The organism is Streptomyces sp. NPDC006294 (genome assembly GCF_042870895.1).
Lineage (GTDB): Bacteria > Actinomycetota > Actinomycetes > Streptomycetales > Streptomycetaceae > Streptomyces.
This window is the reverse complement of the sequence record NZ_JBIAHV010000001.1, coordinates 491,113-507,401: the sequence shown is the minus strand read 5'-3', so window position 1 is coordinate 507,401 and position 16,289 is coordinate 491,113. Positions and strand designations below refer to the sequence as shown.

17 protein-coding genes are annotated in these 16,289 nt (G+C 71.2%); 3 read left to right on the top strand and 14 right to left on the bottom strand.

The features are described 5' to 3' along the window. The first annotated feature begins 205 nt into the window (after positions 1-205). Together ACFYOP_RS02230 and ACFYOP_RS02225 are read left to right on the top strand one after the other, a co-directional pair. A complete protein-coding gene (locus ACFYOP_RS02230) occupies positions 206-1,261 on the top strand; it encodes a M4 family metallopeptidase (protein WP_356889977.1) in 1,056 nt (351 codons plus the stop codon). 59 nt (positions 1,262-1,320) lie between these two features. Continuing rightward, positions 1,321-1,587 (top strand): protealysin inhibitor emfourin, encoded by a 267-nt coding sequence (locus ACFYOP_RS02225; RefSeq protein WP_356889975.1) that lies wholly within the window; start codon positions 1,321-1,323, stop codon positions 1,585-1,587. Between the two features lie 32 nt (positions 1,588-1,619). Here ACFYOP_RS02225 and era read toward each other — a convergent pair whose 3' ends face one another. The 9 genes from era to ACFYOP_RS02180 form a co-directional block, all read right to left on the bottom strand. Then, on the bottom strand, positions 1,620-2,561 hold the full coding sequence (era, locus tag ACFYOP_RS02220) for a GTPase Era (protein WP_356889973.1): 942 nt from the start codon (positions 2,559-2,561) through the stop codon (positions 1,620-1,622). Between the two features lie 127 nt (positions 2,562-2,688). Then, complete coding sequence (locus tag ACFYOP_RS02215; RefSeq protein ID WP_356889971.1) at positions 2,689-3,042, bottom strand: cytidine deaminase; 354 nt, start codon at positions 3,040-3,042, stop codon at positions 2,689-2,691. 37 nt (positions 3,043-3,079) lie between these two features. Next, the gene (locus tag ACFYOP_RS02210) at positions 3,080-3,814 is read right to left on the bottom strand and encodes a hypothetical protein (protein WP_356889969.1); all 735 of its coding nucleotides are present in this window, start codon (positions 3,812-3,814) and stop codon (positions 3,080-3,082) included. A gap of 130 nt (positions 3,815-3,944) precedes the next feature. Then, entirely contained in the window at positions 3,945-4,301 is a 357-nt protein-coding gene (locus tag ACFYOP_RS02205) for an MmcQ/YjbR family DNA-binding protein (RefSeq protein WP_356889967.1), read from the bottom strand. After that, entirely contained in the window at positions 4,298-5,602 is a 1,305-nt protein-coding gene (locus ACFYOP_RS02200) for a hemolysin family protein (protein ID WP_356889965.1), read from the bottom strand. The genes ACFYOP_RS02205 and ACFYOP_RS02200 overlap by 4 nt, the downstream gene beginning before the upstream one ends. Continuing rightward, on the bottom strand, positions 5,599-6,096 hold the full coding sequence (gene ybeY / locus ACFYOP_RS02195) for an rRNA maturation RNase YbeY (protein ID WP_356889963.1): 498 nt from the start codon (positions 6,094-6,096) through the stop codon (positions 5,599-5,601). Before ybeY ends, ACFYOP_RS02200 begins: the two co-directional genes overlap by 4 nt. A 12-nt stretch (positions 6,097-6,108) precedes the next feature. Beyond that, positions 6,109-7,131 (bottom strand): PhoH family protein, encoded by a 1,023-nt coding sequence (locus tag ACFYOP_RS02190; RefSeq protein ID WP_356889961.1) that lies wholly within the window; start codon positions 7,129-7,131, stop codon positions 6,109-6,111. Positions 7,132-7,335: 204 nt separating this feature from the next. Further along, positions 7,336-8,493, bottom strand: coding sequence for a PfkB family carbohydrate kinase (locus ACFYOP_RS02185; protein WP_356889959.1), 1,158 nt, complete (start codon positions 8,491-8,493; stop codon positions 7,336-7,338). Positions 8,494-8,625: 132 nt separating this feature from the next. Then, entirely contained in the window at positions 8,626-9,273 is a 648-nt protein-coding gene (locus ACFYOP_RS02180; protein WP_356889957.1) for a TetR/AcrR family transcriptional regulator, read from the bottom strand. Positions 9,274-9,455: 182 nt separating this feature from the next. On the opposite strand from ACFYOP_RS02180, the gene ACFYOP_RS02175 reads away from it, so the two are divergent. Beyond that, complete coding sequence (locus ACFYOP_RS02175; protein ID WP_356889955.1) at positions 9,456-10,718, top strand: YncE family protein; 1,263 nt, start codon at positions 9,456-9,458, stop codon at positions 10,716-10,718. Between the two features lie 56 nt (positions 10,719-10,774). Here ACFYOP_RS02175 and ACFYOP_RS02170 read toward each other — a convergent pair whose 3' ends face one another. From ACFYOP_RS02170 to ACFYOP_RS02150, 5 genes are all read right to left on the bottom strand, one after another. Further along, entirely contained in the window at positions 10,775-11,797 is a 1,023-nt protein-coding gene (locus tag ACFYOP_RS02170) for an adenosine deaminase (RefSeq protein ID WP_356889953.1), read from the bottom strand. A 70-nt stretch (positions 11,798-11,867) separates the two neighbouring features. Then, complete coding sequence (locus ACFYOP_RS02165; RefSeq protein WP_356889951.1) at positions 11,868-12,779, bottom strand: ribonuclease Z; 912 nt, start codon at positions 12,777-12,779, stop codon at positions 11,868-11,870. A 16-nt stretch (positions 12,780-12,795) separates the two neighbouring features. Continuing rightward, on the bottom strand, positions 12,796-13,155 hold the full coding sequence (locus ACFYOP_RS02160) for a histidine triad nucleotide-binding protein (protein ID WP_356889949.1): 360 nt from the start codon (positions 13,153-13,155) through the stop codon (positions 12,796-12,798). A 195-nt stretch (positions 13,156-13,350) separates the two neighbouring features. Next, the gene (locus tag ACFYOP_RS02155; RefSeq protein WP_356889947.1) at positions 13,351-14,058 is read right to left on the bottom strand and encodes a DoxX family protein; all 708 of its coding nucleotides are present in this window, start codon (positions 14,056-14,058) and stop codon (positions 13,351-13,353) included. Between the two features lie 676 nt (positions 14,059-14,734). Further along, complete coding sequence (locus ACFYOP_RS02150; RefSeq protein WP_356889945.1) at positions 14,735-16,138, bottom strand: vanadium-dependent haloperoxidase; 1,404 nt, start codon at positions 16,136-16,138, stop codon at positions 14,735-14,737. Positions 16,139-16,289 lie beyond the last annotated feature (151 nt).

Genomic DNA, 16,289 nt, shown 5'->3' with positions numbered 1-16,289 from the left:
ACAGGCCCTCACCGCGGCAGCTAAGGAGAAGCAGCCCGAAACGCATGATGCGAAGAAGACTAACCGAGCCTCGACGGGTGCATGGGCCCTGTTCCAGTATGCGGGACGACCGATCAGTAACGGGCAAATATGGCCTATCACTCCATTTCATTAACCGGACTCGCTTTCCGTGACAGTGTCGTCACATGCTGCGACATTGCCCTCCATGGACATTCGCACCCCGGTCTTCTGCGGCATCGTGCCGCCGCACATCCTCGACAAGCTCGCCCGCGCCGGCGACCCCGCCCTCTCCGGCCCCGCCCGGCGCACCCTCCAGGCCGACGCCGCGCACCGCACCGGGCGCCGGCTGACCACCGTGGTCGGCGCTGCCGCACGCCCGGTCGCCGCCCCGGCCGACGGCCCGCGCCGCACCGTGTACGACGCGCGGAACGGCACCGCGCTGCCCGGCGCCCGGGTACGCGGCGAGGGCGACGAGGCCGTCAGGGACGCCACCGTCAACCGCGCGTACGCGGGACTCGGCGCCACCTTCGAACTGCTGACCGCGTACGGACGCGACTCCGTCGACGGCGCCGGCCTGCCGCTCGACGCAACGGTCCACTACGACGAGCAGTACGGGAACGCCTTCTGGAACGGCGAGCAGATGGTGTTCGGCGACGGCGACGGCGAGGTGTTCCTCGACTTCACCGTCGCGGTCGACGTCATCGCCCACGAGCTGGCGCACGGCCTGACCCAGTACACGGCCAATCTGAGCTACTTCGGCCAGCCCGGCGCCCTCAACGAGTCGGTCTCCGACGTGCTCGGCTCGCTGGTCAAGCAGCGGACGCTGGGCCATAGCGCCGACGAGGCGGACTGGCTGATCGGCGCCGGCCTGCTCGCGCCCCGGGTCACCGGGTCGGCGCTGCGCTCGATGAAGGCGCCGGGGACCGCGTACGACGACGACGTGCTCGGCAAGGACCCGCAGCCGGCGACGATGGAGGACTACGTCCGCACCGGCCGCGACAACGGCGGTGTCCACATCAACTCCGGCATCCCCAACCACGCCTTCTATCTGCTCGCCACCCGGCTCGGCGGACGCGCCTGGGAGCGGGCCGGACAGATCTGGTTCGACGTGCTCACCGGCGGCGAGCTGACGGTGGACGCCGACTTCGGCAGCTTCGCCCGTCTGACGGCGGCCGCCGCGAAGGCGCGCTACGGCGACGGCGAGGAGCTGGAGGCCGTGCTCAAGGCCTGGTCGCAGGTCGGCGTCAAGACGTCCGAATGAACACCGGGGCCGGGCGGCCCGGCTGTCGCCCGGCCCCGTTCCGTACTAGAACGGGAACCATGCGTATCCAGGTAAGGCGTACGGGCGGCTTCGCCGGCATCGAGCGTCACGCCGAGGTGGACACCTCGGGGCGGGCCGACGCGGACGAGATGCACGCCCTGGCCGAACAGGCGATGACAGAGGGCCGGGACACCCCGCCCATCGGGGTCCCCGACGGGTTCAGCTACCAGCTCACGGTCGACGGGCGCACGGTCTACTGCTCCGATCCCCGGCTGACCGAGGCACAGCGGCATCTGATCTCGCTGGTGCTCAAAGAAGGATCCTGAGCCGGTGCCGCAGGCGGTTTACCGCGCTCGGCTCAGAAGCCCAGCTTCCGCAGCTGCTTCGGGTCGCGCTGCCAGTCCTTCGCGACCTTCACATGCAGGTCCAGGAAGACCGGTGTGCCCAGCAGCGCCTCGATGTGCTTGCGGGACTTGATGCCGACCTCCTTCAGGCGCTTGCCCTTCGGGCCGATGATGATGCCCTTCTGGCTGGGGCGCTCGATGTAGACGTTGGCGTGGATGTCCAGCAGCGGGCGGTCCGCGGGGCGGTCCTCGCGCGGCAGCATCTCCTCGACGACCACCGCGATCGAGTGCGGCAGCTCGTCCCGCACGCCCTCCAGCGCGGCCTCGCGGATCAGCTCGGCGACCATCACCTGCTCGGGCTCGTCCGTCAGGTCGCCCTCCGGGTAGAGCGGCGGGCTCTCCGGGAGCAGCGGGATCAGGAGGTCGGCGACCAGCTTCACCTGCTTGTCGCCCACGGCGGAGACCGGCACGATCTCGGTCCACTCGATCCCGAGCTCCTTGCCGATCGCGTCGATCGCGATCAGCTGCTCGGCGAGCGTCTTGGAATCCACCAGGTCGGTCTTGGTGACGATCGCGACCTTGGGGGTCTTCTTGATGCCGGCGAGCTCCTTGGCGATGAAGCGGTCGCCGGGGCCGAGCTTCTGGTCGGCCGGCAGGCAGAAGCCGATCACGTCGACCTCGGCCCAGGTGGTGCGCACCACGTCGTTCAGCCGCTCGCCGAGCAGGGTGCGCGGCTTGTGCAGCCCCGGGGTGTCGACCAGGATCAGCTGCGCCTCCGGACGGTGCACGATGCCGCGCACGGTGTGCCGGGTGGTCTGCGGCCGGTTGGAGGTGATCGCCACCTTCTGGCCGACCAGAGCGTTCGTGAGGGTGGACTTGCCCGCGTTGGGACGGCCGACGAAGCAGGCGAAGCCGGCCCGATGGGGGGCTTCGGAAGACTGGGTACGAGCGCTCATGGCGCCCATTCTCCCTGATGTCGGGGGCGCTCGGTCACGCGCGCCCGCGCCGGGCGCCCCCGAGGGGCTTTCCGGGCTCCGTCCCGTACGCTCCGGCGGCCGCGGGAAACACCGGCCGGGCCCCGCGTCAGCCCGCGGTGACCGCGGCCTTCAACTCCCCGTCGGGGCCCGCGAGCAGCACCGGCGTCCCCGCCCCGCCCAGGTCCCGTACCGCCGCGCGGTCGTCGTCGGAGGCGGCGTCCGCCTCGGAGACGACGGCCGCCGCCTCCAGCGACGTCGCGCCGCTGGCCACCGCCATGGCGACGGCGGTCTGCAGCGCGCTGAGCTTCAGCGAGTCCAGGGCCACCGTGCCGGCGACATAGGTGCGGCCGGTCTCGTCGCGCACCGCCGCGCCCTCGGGCACGCCGTTACGGGCCCGGGCGCTGCGCGCCAGAGTGATGATCTTGCGGTCCTCGGGGCCGAGGTCGGAACTCTGCGTCATGCCACGAGCATAGATCGGCCCCGAGTCCGCACCGGCGTCAGCCCTGGGCGCCCTTGACGAGCTTGTCGCCGACCAGCGTGACCAGGTCCGGGAAGGTCTTCTGCACCTTGTCGCTACCGGGATGCTTGAGCACGGCACGGGTGGCGCCGGTGCCCTGGTGGGCTGCGACCACGCTGGCCTTGATCTCGATGCCGGGGACGAACTCCACGGCCATGGTGAACGCCTGGGACGCCTCTCCGATGTCCGGAGCGTCGAGAGGGGCGACCTTGACGGGCACCTTGGCGCCCTCCATGTCGACGAACACCGTGGTGCAGCTCTTCAGGGCGGTCTCGATGCCCTTGACGTAGTCGGCGGCGCCCGTGCCCGGCAGGGTGAAGACCTGCTGGGCCAGTTCGATGGCGCCGCCGTCCTGGATGAAGTCCACGTCACCGCCCACCGTGGCGCCCTGGACGGCGGCCAGCATGTCGGCGAGCGGCTGGCACTCGGGCTTGTCGGCCTTGGGCGGGGCGTCGGTCGACGACGGAACCTTGCGGGCGCTCCACCCGGACGGCAGGTCACCGAGCTCGAGGGTGGACGCCTTCATCTGGGCCTCCGTCAGCGGCTCGACGGACTTGCTCTCCTCGGCGGGCTTGTCGCTCGCCGAGCCCTTGGCGTCGCCGCTCTTGGAAGCGCTCGGCTTCTTGTCGTCCTCCGCGCCGCAGGCGGTGCCTACGAGGCAGAGAGCGGAAGCGGTCAGAACGGCGGCGGCGGTACGGCGGATACGGGTACGCATTGCGTCATCTCCCCATGTCAAAAGAGCTCTTGGGGAGCTTCCCCCCTCCCCTGGACGCACAGAGAATACACAGAAACGGAGGCTGTCCCGCCATGGATTACTGCGCACCTGGCCGGGCCGGGCTCCCCGTTCAGCTCCGGTCCAGCCGCAGCCGCTCCGCCCGCGGGAGACCCGCCACCACCAGGTCGTACGAGTCCTCCACCAGCTCCCGGACCAGCCGGTCGGGCAGCTCGGCCACCGTCACCGTGTTCCAGTGGCGCTTGTTCATGTGCCAGCCGGGGACGATCACGCCCGGATGGTCGGCGCGCAGCCCGACCGCGAGGTCCGGGTCGCACTTGAGGTTGACCGTCAGCGGGGTGCCGTCCAGCGCGCTCAAGGCGAACATCTTGCCCAGCACCTTGAAGACGGAGGTCTCAGGACCGAAGGGGAACTCCTCCACCGCGGCGTTGAATTCCAGGCAGAACGCCCGCAGTTCCTCCGGAGTCACCCCGTCGCCCCTTCCTCCGCCGACAGCTCCACCGGCTCGGAGAGCACCGTCACGATCTTGTTGCGCCGGCCCGCGGGAGACTCCGCGGTCAGCCGGAGGGCCCGGCCGTCCGGCAGGTCCACGACCGCCTCCGCGCCCGCGATCGGGACCCGGCCGAGCGCCTTGGCGAGCAGGCCGCCGACCGTCTCCACGTCCTCGTCGTCCAGCTCGTCGGCCCCCAGGCCGTACAGCTCGCCGAGGTCGCCGATGTCGAGACGGGCCGTGACGCGGAAACGGCCGTCGCCCAGCTCCTCGACGGGCGGCAGCTCGCGGTCGTACTCGTCGGTGATCTCGCCGACGATCTCCTCGAGGATGTCCTCGATGGTCACGATGCCCGCCGTGCCGCCGTACTCGTCGATGACGACGGCGACGTGGTTGCGCTTCTGCTGCATCTCGCGCAGCAGGTCCCCCGCGTTCTTGGTGTCGGGCACGAAGACCGCCGGCCGCATCGCGGTGGAGACGAGGTCCGCCTCCGCGTCGCGGTTGATGTGCGTCTTGCGGACCAGGTCCTTGAGGTAGACGACGCCGACGATGTCGTCCTCGTTCTCCCCGGTGACGGGGATACGGGAGAAACCGGAGCGCAGCGCCAGCGTCAGCGCCTGGCGGACGGTCTTGTACCGCTCGATGGACACGAGGTCGGTGCGCGGCACCATCACCTCGCGCACCAGGGTGTCGCCGAGCTCGAAGACGGAGTGCACCATGCGGCGCTCGTCGTCCTCGATCAGCGACTCCTGCTCCGCCAGGTCGACCAGGGCCCGCAGTTCGGCCTCGGAGGCGAACGGCCCCTTGCGGAAGCCCTTTCCGGGGGTCAGGGCGTTGCCGATGAGGATCAGCAACTGCGGCACCGGGCCCATGACGCGGGCCAGCGGCAGCAGCACGTACGCGGAGGCGGTGGCCGTGTTCAGGGGATGCTGACGGCCGATGGTGCGCGGGGAGACGCCCACGGCGACGTAACTCACCAGCACCATCACGGCGATGGCGACGAGCAGCGCCGACCAGGTCTCCGCGAACTCCTTCAGGCAGACATAGGTGACGAGCACTCCGGCCGCCATCTCGCACGCCACCCGCACCAGCAGGGCGACGTTGAGGTAGCGGGTCGGGTCCGCGGCGACCTGCTCCAGTTTCTGCGCGCCCCGGCGCCCGTTCCGCACCGCCTCGGCGGCGCGGAAGCTGGACACCCGGGCGAGGCCGGCCTCCGCGCAGGCGGCCAGCCAGGCGACGACGACCAGCGCGACGGCGCCCGCGATCAGTTGGCCGGTCATGAGACGGTCGGCGCCGGGGACGGGCCGGTGAAGCCCTTCTCCGACCGCCAGCCGTCGACGATCGCGGCCTGCAGACCGAACATCTCGGCCTTCTCGTCCGGCTCCTCGTGGTCATAACCGAGCAGGTGCAGCACTCCGTGGACGGTCAGGAGCTGGAGCTCCTCGTCCATGGAGTGCTGCGTGGGAGCGTCCTCGCCCTGCTTCTTGGCGACCTCGGGGCAGAGCACGATGTCACCGAGGAGGCCCTGCGGGGGCTCCTCCTCGTCCTTGCCCGGCGGACGGAGCTCGTCCATCGGGAAGGACATGACGTCGGTCGGTCCCGGCAGGTCCATCCACTGGATGTGCAGCTGCTCCATGGCTTCGGCGTCCACGACGATCACCGAGAGTTCGGAGAGCGGGTGGATGCGCATCCGCGCGAGGGCGTAGCGGGCGATGTCGAGGATCGCCTGCTCGTCGACCTCGGTTCCGGACTCGTTGTTGACGTCGATCGACATGGTGCGCGCTGACTACTTCCCGTTTTGGCCGTCGTACTTCTCGTACGCGTCGACGATACGGCCGACCAGCTTGTGCCGGACGACATCCTGCGACGTGAGCCGTGAGAAGTGGACGTCCGAGACGCCGTCGAGGATGGCCTGCACCTGGCGCAGACCGCTCTTCGTACCGCCGGGGAGGTCGACCTGGGTGACGTCGCCGGTGATCACGATCTTCGAGTCGAAGCCGAGCCTGGTGAGGAACATCTTCATCTGCTCGGGGTTCGTGTTCTGCGCCTCGTCGAGGATGATGAACGCGTCGTTGAGCGTCCGGCCACGCATATAGGCGAGCGGTGCGACCTCGATCGTGCCCGCCGCCATCAGGCGCGGGATCGAGTCGGGGTCCAGCATGTCGTGCAGCGCGTCGTACAGCGGGCGGAGATACGGGTCGATCTTCTCGTACAGCGTGCCGGGGAGGAAGCCGAGACGCTCTCCGGCCTCGACGGCGGGGCGGGTCAGGATGATGCGGTTGACCTGCTTGGACTGCAGCGCCTGCACGGCCTTGGCCATCGCGAGATACGTCTTGCCGGTACCGGCGGGGCCGATGCCGAAGACGATCGTGTGCTTGTCGATCGCGTCGACGTAGTGCTTCTGGTTGAGCGTCTTGGGGCGGATGGTGCGGCCGCGGCTGGAGAGGATGTTCTGGGTGAGGACCTCGGCCGGGGTCTCGGCCACGGCGTCGCCCGTACCTTCCTCGGCCGCCCTGAGCATGGCGATCGAGCGTTCCACTGCGTCCTCCGTCATCGGCTGCCCGGTGCGGAGCACGAGCATCATTTCGTCGAACAGGCGCTGGATCAGGGCGACTTCCCGCGCGTCGCCGACCGCGCTGACCTGGTTGCCCCGGACATGGATGTCGGCCGCCGGGAAGGCCTTCTCGATCACGCGCAGCAGGGCGTCACCCGAGCCGAGAACTGTCACCATCGGGTGCTTGGCCGGGACGGTGAAGTGGGCTCGCGCCTGGCCCGGCGCGGGGGTCTGGTCTGTCGGTGTCTGAGTCATGGGCCGGCTCTGTGGCCTGCACATACCTCCCGTTGCAGGGTTCTCGCTGCTCGACAACCTCTGGGACATCCAGAGTACGACGTGCCACTGACAAGGCCGAAGGCTTTTACCGGAGCGGATCCGGGCGGTGACGGAGGGGACCGGCGCCGTGGCGGGTCCGGGCAGGCACTGGCGCGGGTCCGGGCAGGCACTGGCGCGGCCGCCTCAGGCCGAGCGGCCGAAGCCGATCGTGGGGACCGCCCGGCGCAGCGGCCACGGCCTGGCCGGCGCGGGCAGCAGCCGCTCGAGGAAGCCGTACCGGTGCAGGGCCGCCGGGTCCTGGTCGTGCACGGCCCGGACGGACTGCCACCAGGCCGCGACCTCCGACCAGCCCGGAGCGGAGAGCGACCCGCCGAACTCCTGCACCGACAGGGCCGCGGTCAGCCCGGCGAAGGCGAGCCGGTCGGCGAGCGGCCAGCCCGCCAGCGTGCCGGTGACGAATCCCGCCACGAACACGTCCCCCGCGCCCGTCGGGTCCAGCGCCTCGACCTGGATGGCGGGGACCTCGGCGCTCTCGCCGGTGGAGCCGTCCACGGCGTAGGCGCCTTCCGCGCCGAGCGTGACGACGGCCAGCGGCACCCGGCCGGTCAGGGCCCGGGCGGCGGCGCGCGGGCAGTCGGTGCGGGTGTAGCGCATGGCCTCCGCCGCGTTCGGCAGGAAGGCCTCGCAGTGCTCCAGGTCGGCCAGGTCGTCCGGGTCCCAGCGGCCCGACTCGTCCCAGCCGACGTCGGCGAAGACCCGGGTGCCCTTGCGGGCGGCCTGGGCGATCCACTCCGCCCGGACGCCGGGGGTGAGGGAGGCGATCGCGGCGCGGGCGGGCGGCGGGCAGTCGGGGGCCGGCTCCGGCGGCGGGGCCTCGTGGCCGTGGGAAACCATGGTGCGCTCGCCCTCGTACGCCATGGAGACGGTGACCGGGGAGTGCCAGCCGGGGACGGTGCGCGACAGGGACAGGTCGATGCCCTCGCCCTGCTCGAGGGCGTCCCAGCAGTACTCGCCGTAGTGGTCGTCGCCGAAGGCGGCGGCCAGGGAGGTGCGCAGCCCGAGGCGGGCGAGGGCGGTGGCCATGTTGGCGACGCCGCCGGGGCTGGACCCCATCCCGCGGGCCCACGACTCGGTGCCGCGCACGGGGGCGGAGTCGAGGCCGGTGAAGATGATGTCGAGGAAGACGCTGCCGGTCAGATAGACGTCGCAGTCGGGATCGCCGGGCGTCCGAAGTGCCGCGAGGGGATCGAGGCAGGTGGCCGCGGCCGGGCGCGCGCGGCCGGGCGCGAAGGGACCGGAGCCGGCCGGCTGCGGCAGTTGCTTTCCGTTGCGAGTGGTCACCGTGGGCACTCCCGTACGTGGTGCATTTCCAGCCAGTCTGCCCGACGCCACCGGCACCGGAACGGAGGCGGGCAGGGAGCGGCCGGGGCCCCGGTGGACGCGGCGGGTGGCCCGTACCCCCCGGCCGGCGCGTTACAGCGGGGCCGGGCGGAGGATGCCGAGCAGCATCCGGACCAGCTCGTCGACGAGTTCGTCCAGGGTGGCGTCCACCCATCCGGCGGTCCAGTCGTGGAGCAGCCCGTTGACGCTGCCGATGAACGCCGCCGCCGCGACCCGGTAGTCGCGCGGCTCGGCCTCTCCGCGCTCCACGGCGCGCGCCGCCTCCGCGCAGATGAAGTCCACCCAGCGGGCGCGGCGCGCCAGCCGCTGCCGCTCCATCTGCGGGCTGACGCCGACGATTTCGAGGAACGTGATCCGGATGCGCCGGGGATCGCCCGTCACGTTGGCGGCGTACGCGCGGAAGACCGCCGCCGCCCGCTCCGCCACCGGCAGTTCCGCGGCGCGGTCGAGGGCGGCGAGCGCCGCTTCCTCCGCCCAGTCGTTGACCTGGAGGTGCAGGGCGGCCAGTACGTCCTCGAGGGTGCGGAACTCCTCGTAGAACTGGCGGGTGGAGAGCCCCGCCGCCTCGCTCAGCGCGGCGACGGTGGTCGCGCGGTAGCCCGGTGCGTCGCCGAAGAGCCGGAGGCCCGCGTCGAGGAACCGGCGGCGGCGCTCGGCCCGGCGCTCCTCCGCGGACCTGCCTCCGTAACGGCCGGTGGCCGGCCGGGCCCTGCCTGTCACATGACCTCCTGTCGTCGGACGACTCATTTTCGTGGGTCGGCGGGCTGAAGTCCGGGTTTCGGCGTGTGCGAAGTCTTGTGAAGCCTGCCACCGCTCGTTACTTTCCAGTAGCCCAATCTGAACGGCTCCGTTTTCAGACTGCGCCTCGACCTCCTGGGGCCGCCTCCGTGGAAGGAACGACGATGTCTCTGTCCAGCACCAGGCGGGCCGTCGGTGCGGCCGTCGCCGCCCTGGCTCTGACCGCCACCGCGTCGGTGACGGCGACCGCCGCGGCCCCGGCCGGCCCGGCCGCGGACTCCCTGCGGGAGGTCATGTTCGTCGGCAACAACTGGGACGGCACCGCCGATGTCATCGAGGCCCGGGGCGACTTCGCGAAGATCGGCCGGATCAACGTCATACCCGACAAGGAGGAGCGGCTGCGGGAGATCTACCTCAATCCGCTGAAGCTGGCCTTCTTCCTGGGCATCCGCCAGGGCCCCGGCGAGGGGCACGACCAGTTCGTCGACGACATGTACTCGACGCCCGACGGATCGGCCATGGTCGTCTCCCGCCCGAGCTTCGCCGACGTGGTCTCGATCGAGCTGGCCAACGGGGAGATCAACTGGCGTTTCCCCGTCTCCGGCTTCCGCTCCGACCACATGGCCGTCTCCCCGGACGGCAGGCGGGTCGCGGTCTCCGCCTCCACGTCCAACACCGTGCACGTCCTCGACATCGAGACCGGCGAGCAGGCCGGGTCGTTCAAGACCGGTGACAAGCCGCACGAGAACGTCTTCACCGACGGCGGCAGGCATCTGTGGAACATGTCCATCGGTGAGGTCAACACCGCCCTCGACGCGCCCTGGCTCGACTGGACCAAGGGCGACCGCCGCATCACCGTCGTCGACACGCGGACCCACCAGCAGGTGAAGGTCATCGACATGCGCGAGCGGCTCGACGCCTTCGGCCGCAAGGACCTCTCCGACTCGGTCCGGCCCGTCGCCTTCACCCCGGACGAGTCCAGGCTCTACTTCCAGGTGTCGTTCTTCAACGGCTTCGTCGAGTACGACGTGGCGACGGACGAGGTCACGCGGGTCAAGACGCTGCCGAAGAACCCGGCGACCAGCGAGGACCGCACCAGCTGGGTCAACGACTCGCGCCACCACGGCATGTCCATGAGCCCGAAGGGCGACAAGCTCTGCGTCGCCGGGACCATGGACGACTACGCCACCGTCGTCGACCGGGCCACCCTGGCCGAAGGGCCGCTGGTGCCCGCGTCCAAGCCCTACTGGGCCACGGTCAGCGGCGACGGCAAGTCCTGCGTCATCTCCGAGAGCGGAGCCGACGCGGTCACCGCGATCGACTTCGCCACCGGCAGGAAGGTCGCCACCGTCGCCGTCGGCGACCACCCCCAGCGGGTGCGTCTCGCCCACGTGCCGGCCGGCTGGACCGGGCCCGCCGCGGGCTGAGCCGCAGGGGGCGCGTACGCAGCGCGGGCCCGGCCCCGCCCGGCCGACCGGCGTGCTCAACTACCTGGTCTGCCCGGCCGACCGGCGTGCTCGAACTCGTACGCCTCCACCTCGGCCAGATAGCGCGCACGGCGCTCCTCGTCGTCGTCCAGGAACGACGCCAGGAAGGAGTTGCGGGCCAACTCCCGCAGCTGCTCGTCGTCCAGCCCGAGCGCCTCGTGCACCGCGTGGAAGGTGTCGCCGACGTAGCCGCCGAAGTACGCCGGGTCGTCGGAGTTGACCGTGCACATCAGCCCGGCGGCCATCATCCGGGCCAGCGGATGGTCCTCCAGCACGTCCACGGCGCGCAGCCGTACGTTCGACAGCGGACAGAGCGTCAGCGGGATCCGCTCGCGCGCCAGCCGCGTGACCAGTTCCGGGTCCTCCATGCAGCGCAGCCCGTGGTCGACCCGCTCGACTCCGAGCACGTCCAGGGCCTCGAGGATGTACTCCGGCGGCCCCTCCTCGCCCGCGTGCGCGACCCGGCGCAGACCGAGCGCGGCGGCCGCCTCGTACACCTCGCGGAACTTCGACGGCGGATGGCCGGCCTCCGCGGAGTCCAGACCGACGCCGGTGATCCGGTGCAGATACGGCTTCGCCGCCTCGAGCGTCGCGAGCGCCGACTCGGCCGTCTCGTCCCGCAGAAAGCACATGATCAGCCGGGTGGAGACGCCGTACCGCTCCTCCGCACGGTCGAGCGCACGCGCCAGTCCCTGAACGACCGTGCCGATGCCGACGCCCCGCGCGGTGTGCGCCTGCGGGTCGAAGAAGATCTCCGCGTGCCGGACGCCCTGCTCGGCGGCGCGCCGGAGGTAGGCGTCGGCCAGATCCGCGAAGTCCTCCTCGGTGCGCAGCACCGTCATCAGCCCGTAGTACAGGTCGAGGAAGGACTGCAGATCCTTGAACAGATAGGCGCGGCGCAGCGCTTCGGCGTCCCGACAGGGCAGCTCCACGCCGTTGCGCCCGGCGAGGGTGAAGGCGAGCTCGGGCTCCAGGGTGCCTTCGATGTGAAGGTGGAGTTCGGCCTTGGGGAGGGGCATGATCGCATTCTAGGCGGCCGGCGCCTCGCAACCGCGGAACGTGCTCGGACCCAGGGGCCGGGGCGGCGCCTCAGGCCCGCTTCGGCACGGGGATGCGCGAGAGGTCCCTGGCGACGGTCACCTCGCCGTCGAAGCCGGCGGCCGCCCTGGCCTGCCGCTCGAACTCGGCGGCGGCATCCGTGTACCGCTGCGAGAAGTGCGTCAGCACCAGGTGCCGGACGCCCGCCTCCTGCGCCACCCTGCCCGCCTGGCCCGCCGTCAGGTGCCCGTGGTCGGCGGCGAGTCGCCCGTCCTCGTCGAGGAACGTGGACTCGATGACCAGCATGTCGCAGCCCTCCGCCAGCGCGTACACGCCGTCGCAGAGCCGGGTGTCCATCACGAAGGCGAACCGCTGCCCCGGACGGACCTCGCTCACCTCGTCGAGGGTGACCCCGTCCAGTGCGCCCTCGCGCTGGATCCGGCCCACGTCCGGCCCGGTCAGGCCGTGCGCCGCCAGCTTCTCGGGGAGCATCCGGCGGCCGTCGGGCTCGACGAGCCGGTAGCCGTACGACTCGACGGGGTGCGACAGCCTGTGCGCGTGCAGGGTGTAGCCCGCCGTGGTGGCGATGACGCCGTCGGCGGCGACCGGGACCTCTTTGAGCCTCACCGTCTCGCGGTACGCCGTGGCATACCGCAGCCGGTCGAAGAACCGCTGCCCGCTCTTCGGATAGTGCGCGGACACCGGGTGCGGGACCTGGTCCAGATTGATCCGCTGGATCACCCCGGCGACGCCGAGGGAGTGGTCGCCGTGGAAGTGGGTGACGCAGATCCGGTCGATGTCATGCGCGGAGACACCGGCACGCAGCATCTGGCGCTGTGTGCCCTCCCCCGGGTCGAAGAGCAGCCCCTCCCCGTCCCAGCGCAGCAGATAGCCGTTGTGGTTGCGGTGCCGGGTCGGGACCTGGCTGGCGGTGCCCAGCACCACGAGTTCACGTACGGACAAGGCGCGTTGCTTCCGGCTATCCGGGCGGCCACTCGAGGCCGCGGCCTCCGAGCACGTGCGCGTGGGCGTGGAAGACGGTCTGGCCCGCGCCGGAGCCGGTGTTGAAGACGACGCGGTAGCCGCTGTCGGCCGCCTTCTCCTCCACCGCGACCTCGCTGGCCTCGCGCAGCACGTCGGCCGCGAGTCCGGGCGCGCCGGCGGCGAGTGACGCGGCGTCCGGGTAGTGCGCCTTGGGGATGACCAGGACGTGCGTGGGAGCCTGCGGGTTTATGTCGCGGAAGGCGAGGGTCGTCTCCGTCTCCCGTACGACGGTGGCAGGCACCTCCCTGGCGACGATCTTGCAGAACAGGCAGTCCGCCTGCGGTTCTCCGGCCATTCCCGGTCCTCCTGGCGCGCGCTGACGACGACTTCCGCATGCTATCGGGCGGCGCACCCCTCGGGGCGCGGCGCCCTGGGCGCGCGGGGGCCGGCCGGATCGGCTGGCCCCGCTGCCCCGCATCGGTTTCACGGGGCAGCCGCCGCTCACCCGTCCCCCGGTCGTGGCCGGCGCCAGGGGGTGGGGGATCCGCTGTCAGCCACGGCGGCCGGGCTGCAGGGAGTCGTCGAGGACGCCTTGCCGGACCAGGTACGGGTCCTGGCGGAGCCCGGCGGCCCCGGCCGGAACGCCGCCCTGCACGTGCGGCGTCGTGCGCGGTGACCGGTCGGCGGCGTCCGTCAGCAGGCACGACGGGCAGAAGGACTGCGGAGCCGTCACGGTGTCCGCCGTCAGGGGCAGTGCGCCCGGCTGCACGTCACCGGACGACGACCGGGTGGTGCGCAGGGCCGCGGCGGCGACGGACAGACAGGCGGCCACGAGGACCAGGTTCTTGATGATGTACTGCCCCTCCATCGAGGGGACGAACGGGTAGCGCCACACCTCGCCCGGAAGGATCACCAGGGTGGCGAACACGCCCCCCATGTGGACGAAGAACACGGCCAGCGTCAGCCGCAGCAGCTTCCCCGTGACCAGCCCTATGCCGATGAGCACCTCCATGAGGGCCAGGGCCGGCTGGGAGACGCCGGGCGGGACCATGCCGAAGCTGATCACGCCCATCACCTGTGTGGCGATGTCCTGTGCCGGGCTCAGCGCGGGCACGAACTTGAGTGCGCCGAACCACACGTACAGCACTCCGACACTGACCCGGAGCATGTCCGTCTCCCGGCGCCGGTAGGCGGTGGAGAACGCGGCCGCCCAGTGGGCGTAGCGGTTCGTGCGTGGGAATCGTGCGATGCGGATCATGGATGTACCTCGGTTTCGTGTCAGCCGGTCGGGTCCGGATGCGCGCCGCGGCCGCCGGTGGTTGCCGGACGGGCGGGGGCGGCCCGGCCCCGACCGGTTCATCGGGCCGAGCCGGTCGGGCTTCGCAGTGGCAGAGGCCGATGCGGAATTCCCTCCCCCAACCGGGCGTTCTCTTCTGTGGGTTCGGCCGTGCGCTCGCGCACCGGGCCGTGTGCTTCCGCCAACTCGTCCGCCGCATATGGGGCTCGATGCGCTGGGGAAGGTTCGTGTCGTACGTGTCGACAGCGATGAGGAGGATCTGTTCCACCGCCGCCCGGTGGTCGCCCGGCAGCAGAGGGCCGGGGGCGTCGTGGTGAACACGACGTGCATCAGGGGGCGGAGTGCGCGGTTCTTCGTCGGTGCCCTCGGCGGGCCGGCGGATTTCGACCGGTGCCGCCGCGGGAGCGGCAGCGTCTCGGGTCTCTTCTCGGACTCCGCCGTGCGCTGCGGGAGCCGTCCGAACGGCGCCGTTCTTCGGCGGCCGGCGGCCCGCGCCCAGCGGCGGCCGCGATGTCGCGGTTCTCCGGGGACGACCCGTGTGGATCGGGCCCGCGCCGCGCCCGGCTGCCGGCGGGATCCACGCGCCCCCGCCAGCAGTTGCCCGGCCGGCGGGGCCTGTGATCAGCGGTTCAGGTGATCAGTTGTTCACGATCGTGGCGCCGACGTGGCCGGCGACCCGGTAACCCATGGTCAGCGCCACTTCGTTGTCCCACTCGAAGTGCACACCGAGGTACTTGCGGCTGTCGGCCTTCTCCTGCGCGGCGGCACTCAGGCTGGGGAAGGAACGCGTGACGCCCGGGGCCAGCGGGTCGTCGGTACCCGCCGTGAACGACAGGTTGTCGGTGCCGAAGTAGCCCCGTACGGCACCGGCCCACGCCGCCGCGATGCCGCTGTGACCGGAGACGTACGTCGGGAAGTTGGGGCTGAAGCTGTTGCCGGCGGTGTCCTGCTCCTCGGGCTCCCACGCGGGGTCGGCGACGATTCCCGGGTTCGGGACCTCGTTCGCGCGGGTGATGGCGTCCGCCGGCCGCCAGACGTCCCAGTCGCTCAGGTACTTGGAGTCCCAGACGGCGATCGCGGCGTCGGCCAGGGACACCGAGGTGAGGGCGAACAGCTTGGCGCTCTCGTAGGACGTGCCGTTCGGCCGGTACTTGCGGAACACCGCCGTGGTGTGGTCGAACTGCTGGCCCACGGGCTTGTAGGTGCCCTCGATGTCATTGGCCCAGTAATGGCCGATCTTCGTCTGCTCCGCGGTGCGGGCGGTGGAGCCCTTGCCGCCGATCCGCTTGATCTCGTTGACCTGCGCCGCGTACTCGGGACTGCGAAGGAGCTGGTCCGCGGTGGCGAAGCCGCCGATGTTGCCGGGCCGGAACTGCGAGCCGGACTTCAGGGCGAACGGCTTGACCTTGCCCCAGTTGGGGCCTCCCGCGGGCTTGCCGGGCGCGGGCTGCCAGTGCCCGGGGGCGGTGACTCCCACGTAGGGCGTGGTGTCGGCGGAACCGTCTCCGGTGCGGTCGGCGATGATCGCCTCCGCGGCCCTGATGCCGAGGGCGCGGCCCCGCTCGCGCTGCTTCGGGCCGGCGAAGTCGGGCATGGCCAGCGCCGTTTTCAGCTTCGCGTCGAGGTCGGCCGACGGGTACTGCGGGAAGGCGTTCTTGAGGGCGGTGTAGGCGGCGTAGTCGATCGCCGTGTTGAGCGCGCCGTAGTCGCCGCGGGCCGAGGGGTCCTGGGTCCGGTACGGCTTGCCTATGGTGCGGATGGAGTTGACGGCGTCGTAGATGGCCAGATCCATCATCGCCCCGCCGCGGCTGAGCGGACCGGGGGTGCCGCCCGTGCGGCGGAACACGTCGAGGATCGCGTCGTTCCAGTAGAGGACGTGGTCGTTGGCGCCGCGTGAGGAGTCGAGTGCGGACGCGTCGGGAGCCGGGATCTCCTCGGCCGCGGCCGAGTGGGCGGGGGCCAGGGCGGCGAGGGAGGCCATGGCGACGGCTGCCACGGCGTATTTCAGTGCGGTCCTGCCCGGACGTGCGGTGGAGAGCATGAAGTCTCATCCCTGTCTGTCGTGGCCCTGGCGACACTCGAGGACGATGCCGGCGGCGCCATGGCGTTTCTGTCTTGCCATGGAACGTATTCGGCCATCGAGGCCCGTCACCGACCGCTTCGCCGATGGGAGGGATCGGAAAGTCCGATGC

Excerpts from the sequence above, each read along its gene's own strand:
- ACFYOP_RS02230 (WP_356889977.1), top strand. The coding sequence starts at position 206 with ATGGACATTCGCACCCCGGTCTTCTGCGGCATCGTGCCGCCGCACATC.
- ACFYOP_RS02225 (WP_356889975.1), top strand. The coding sequence starts at position 1,321 with ATGCGTATCCAGGTAAGGCGTACGGGCGGCTTCGCCGGCATCGAGCGT.
- era (WP_356889973.1), bottom strand. The coding sequence starts at position 2,561 with ATGAGCGCTCGTACCCAGTCTTCCGAAGCCCCCCATCGGGCCGGCTTC.
- ACFYOP_RS02215 (WP_356889971.1), bottom strand. The coding sequence starts at position 3,042 with ATGACGCAGAGTTCCGACCTCGGCCCCGAGGACCGCAAGATCATCACT.
- ACFYOP_RS02210 (WP_356889969.1), bottom strand. The coding sequence starts at position 3,814 with ATGCGTACCCGTATCCGCCGTACCGCCGCCGCCGTTCTGACCGCTTCC.
- ACFYOP_RS02200 (WP_356889965.1), bottom strand. The coding sequence starts at position 5,602 with ATGACCGGCCAACTGATCGCGGGCGCCGTCGCGCTGGTCGTCGTCGCC.
- ybeY (WP_356889963.1), bottom strand. The coding sequence starts at position 6,096 with ATGTCGATCGACGTCAACAACGAGTCCGGAACCGAGGTCGACGAGCAG.
- ACFYOP_RS02190 (WP_356889961.1), bottom strand. The coding sequence starts at position 7,131 with ATGACTCAGACACCGACAGACCAGACCCCCGCGCCGGGCCAGGCGCGA.
- ACFYOP_RS02175 (WP_356889955.1), top strand. The coding sequence starts at position 9,456 with ATGTCTCTGTCCAGCACCAGGCGGGCCGTCGGTGCGGCCGTCGCCGCC.
- ACFYOP_RS02170 (WP_356889953.1), bottom strand. The coding sequence starts at position 11,797 with ATGCCCCTCCCCAAGGCCGAACTCCACCTTCACATCGAAGGCACCCTG.
- ACFYOP_RS02160 (WP_356889949.1), bottom strand. The coding sequence starts at position 13,155 with ATGGCCGGAGAACCGCAGGCGGACTGCCTGTTCTGCAAGATCGTCGCC.
- ACFYOP_RS02155 (WP_356889947.1), bottom strand. The coding sequence starts at position 14,058 with ATGATCCGCATCGCACGATTCCCACGCACGAACCGCTACGCCCACTGG.
- ACFYOP_RS02150 (WP_356889945.1), bottom strand. The coding sequence starts at position 16,138 with ATGCTCTCCACCGCACGTCCGGGCAGGACCGCACTGAAATACGCCGTG.